Here is a 2,896-nt window from a genome sequence, read left to right on the forward strand (position 1 = left end):
CGGGCGGGGCGAGCCCCGCGACGCGGCTGATCGCCGGGGCGTCGCTGGCCCGGGAGACCCACCGGCTGGTGCAGACCCCGCACGCCTTCCGCGCCGACCTGCTGCGGGCCGTCCACGCCGGCGCGCCCGAGGCGGTCGAGGACTCGCAGCTGGTCACCGACGCCGGTGGGACGATCGTGGTCGTCCCCGGCGAACCCGCCAACATCCATGTCACGACGCCGGACGAACTCGCGATGGCCCGGCTCCTGCTCACCCACGTACGGCCCGAAGGGGATCCCGATGAGTACGGTTCAGGTCGAGTCCACGCTCTCCGATGACGAGCGGCGGGCCAAGCTCTACCAGGGCGACCTGTTCGTCTACGCGCCGAAGCCGGCGACCCGCGAGTTCGTCGAGTTCAGCCGCGCGCTGATCCGCGAGGCGTTCGGCGACCTCGACCCGGAGACCGCGCAGCACCACATGCCGGTGGAGGACTACGCCGCGCTGCTCGCCGAGCTCAAGCCGCGGTTCATCCACCACCCGACCTGCAAGGAACTGCTGCCGGCGATCCTCGCCGAGCACGGCGCCGACCTGACGAAGACCTACTTCGACGTGCCGCGGCTGCGGACCTCCACCTCGGACGACTACCTGACCTCCGGCATCGCCTACGCCTTCCACCCGCACCGCGACACCTGGTACTCCGCGCCGTTCTGCCAGCTCAACTGGTGGATGCCGATCTTCGACATCGAGGCGGACAACGGCCTGGCCTTCCACCCGCGGTACTTCTCGCAGGCCGTCCGCAACGGCTCCGCCGAGTACGACTACTACGAGTGGAACGCGAAGAACCGGGCGAGCGCCGCGCAGCACATCAAGTCGGACACCCGCAAGCAGCCCAAGCCGGAGGAGGAGGTGGAGATCTTCCCGCAGACGCGGGTGGTCGCCCCGTCCGGCGGCATGCTCATCTTCTCCGGCGCCCAGCTGCACTCGTCGGTACCGAACAACACCGGGCGCACCCGGTTCAGCATGGACTTCCGCACCGTGCACCTCGACGACGTGCTGGGCCACGTCGGCGCGCCCAACGTCGACTCGGACTGCACTGGCACCACCATGCGGGACTACCTGCGCGGCACCGACCTCAGCCGGATCGACGAGGACGTCTGCCTGACCTACGACACCGCCCCGCCGCGCGAGGACGCCGTGCTGGTCTTCTCGCACACGGGCCAGGCGTGAGCGCCCGCGGGTCGGCCGCGGCGGACGGCGTGCCGCTCGCCGGCCACGTCGCCGTGGTGACGGGTGCCTCCAGCGGCATCGGCCGGGCCACCGCGCTGCGCCTGGCCGCCGACGGCGCCACCGTGCTCGCCATCGGCCGTGACCAGGAGCGGCTCGACAGCCTGGGCAAGGAGAGCGCCGGGCCCGGCACGCTGCTGCCGGTCCAGCTCGACCTCACCGACGACAGCGCCGTCGGCGAGCTCGTCGCCGACATCACCGCCCAGCACGGCCGGGTCGACCACCTGGTGCACAGCGCCGGGGCCTACACCAGCGCCCGGGTGGACGCCGCCACCCTCGCCGACCTGGACGCCCAGTACGCGGCGAACGTGCGCGCCCCGTACGCCCTGACCCAGCGCCTGCTGCCGGCGCTGCGGGTCGCGGGCGCCGACACCGGCGCCGACATCATCGTCGTGAACTCGACGCAGGGCATCCGCGCGGGCGCCGGCACCAGCCAGTTCGCCGCCACCCAGCACGCGATGCGCGCCTTCGCCGACAGCCTTCGCCAGGAGATCAACGACGACGGCGTGCGGGTCGCGACGATCCACCTGGGCCGCACGGCGACCCCCCGCCAGGAGACGATCTACGCCCGGGAGGGACGTCAGTACCAGCCGTCCCTGCTCGTGCAGCCCGCGGACGTGGCCGACCTCGTCGCCTACCTCATCGGCCTGCCGCCCAGCGCGGAGATCACCGAGCTGCACCTGCGGCCGGCGAAGAAGTCCTACTGACTCAGCCGGCGGGTCGCCCCGCTGGCCGGGGGTGTCTCAGCCGGCGGGGCCGGCGCCGAAGAGCCGGCGGTAGCGGTCGGCGGCGCGGGGGTTGCTGGGTGGATTGATCAGGGCGGACTGGACGTTGCCGGCGTCGGTCGCGGTGAAGTACGCCTCGTAGGCGAGGTTCGCCCGGTTCGCCTGGAAGAACGCGTGCATCGCCTGCACGAAGAAGGGGTTGTCCCCGCCGCCGCCGCCGGACCGCACGACGCCCCACTCCGGCACCGCGAACCGCTTCCCGTGCTCGCGGGCGAACCGGGCGACGGTGCAGGCACCCGAGGGCTGGTTGCACTGGCGGTCGAAGGTCGCCTGGTCGAACGACGGCGGGTAGGAGTCGTAGGCGTCGACGCTGACGATGTCGACGTACCGGTCGCCCGGGTAGGCGGCCCACACACCGTCGCCGTTCGGCATCACGTCGCGATGCGCGGAGACGTTCCAGTCGATGCGGACCGCCGGGTCGCTCGACCGGATGGCGCGCACCGCGCGCTGGTAGCAGGTCCGCCAGGTGGCGATGTCCCGCGGATACCACCAGAACCAGTTGCCGTTGAACTCCCAGCCGAGCCGGACGTAGGCGTCGGGGCGGCCGTTGCGGACCAGCGTCCGCCCGAACGTCGCCCAGTTGCCGTCGTAGTCCCCGCGGGCGCAGGCCGCCTCGTTCCCGCTCGCGGGGAACAGCGGCTGGGCGACGGAGACCCGGCCCGGATAGGTGTCCGGCCGCAGCCCGGACAGCGGCCAGTCATCGGCGACGATCTTCTGCCAGCTGTTCCGGGCGGTGAAGACGACGGCGACGTCGGTCCTGCGGCCCGTCCAGGCCTGCCAGGCGGCGAGGTCGTGGGGCGGGTTCGCGTTCGCGCCCGAGGGCCAGCTCACGCCCCCGGCCCCCGGCC

General features: G+C 72.7%; 4 protein-coding genes. 3 read left to right on the plus strand and 1 reads right to left on the minus strand.

Going from position 1 to position 2,896, the window contains the following annotated elements; all coding sequences use genetic code 11:
- The 3 genes from MXD58_RS24255 to MXD58_RS24265 all read left to right on the plus strand — a co-directional run.
- Positions 1-317, plus strand: a 317-nt coding sequence (locus MXD58_RS24255; RefSeq protein WP_250610000.1) for a 2-C-methyl-D-erythritol 4-phosphate cytidylyltransferase, incomplete at its 5' end; no start/stop codon positions are given.
- Entirely contained in the window at positions 280-1,206 is a 927-nt protein-coding gene (locus tag MXD58_RS24260) for a phytanoyl-CoA dioxygenase family protein (protein WP_248836520.1), read from the plus strand. The genes MXD58_RS24255 and MXD58_RS24260, both read left to right, overlap by 38 nt.
- Positions 1,203-1,970: an SDR family oxidoreductase gene (locus tag MXD58_RS24265; RefSeq protein WP_248836519.1), complete on the plus strand. Its 768-nt coding sequence runs from the start codon at positions 1,203-1,205 to the stop codon at positions 1,968-1,970. Before MXD58_RS24260 ends, MXD58_RS24265 begins: the two co-directional genes overlap by 4 nt.
- A 36-nt stretch (positions 1,971-2,006) precedes the next feature.
- On the opposite strand, the gene MXD58_RS24270 is transcribed toward MXD58_RS24265, so the two are convergent.
- The coding region (locus MXD58_RS24270; RefSeq protein WP_250610001.1) for a glycoside hydrolase family 26 protein at positions 2,007-2,896 on the minus strand (890 nt) is incomplete at its 5' end.

It is taken from the genome of Frankia sp. AgKG'84/4, assembly GCF_023242965.2.
Taxonomy (GTDB): Bacteria; Actinomycetota; Actinomycetes; order Frankiales; family Frankiaceae; genus Frankia.